At 43.2% G+C, this 278-nt stretch carries 1 protein-coding gene; it reads right to left on the reverse strand.

Annotated features, from left to right (window positions below):
• A partial coding sequence (locus NLF92_RS12790) for a DUF2987 domain-containing protein (RefSeq protein ID WP_254102586.1) occupies positions 1 to 241 on the reverse strand: 241 nt, incomplete at its 3' end.
• Positions 242 to 278 lie beyond the last annotated feature (37 nt).

Consider the following 278-nt stretch of genomic DNA (forward strand, 5'->3'; position numbering starts at 1 on the left):
CAGTAAGTGCCATCGTTTTCTTATCAGTCACTATAGCTGCGCCATTAACTTCACAGAGGCGCCCTTCGCCTACGCGTACAAAACCAAACGCAAATTGAAGCGCTTGTGTATCTTCGTTATCCAGTTTTTTAACATGGCTATAGAAACGACTGTACTCAACGTCAATCGTTTCTGCAGCTACCGGTGAGATGCCAAAACCGACAAGTAGGGATGAAGCTAAAAATAAGGCAGCGCGTTTCATTCGGATAAAAACTCCTCGTTAAATCGAATCATTGTTT

Origin of the sequence: Opacimonas viscosa (assembly GCF_024199005.1) — a bacterium.
GTDB classification, from domain to species: Bacteria; Pseudomonadota; Gammaproteobacteria; order Enterobacterales; family Alteromonadaceae; genus Opacimonas; species Opacimonas viscosa.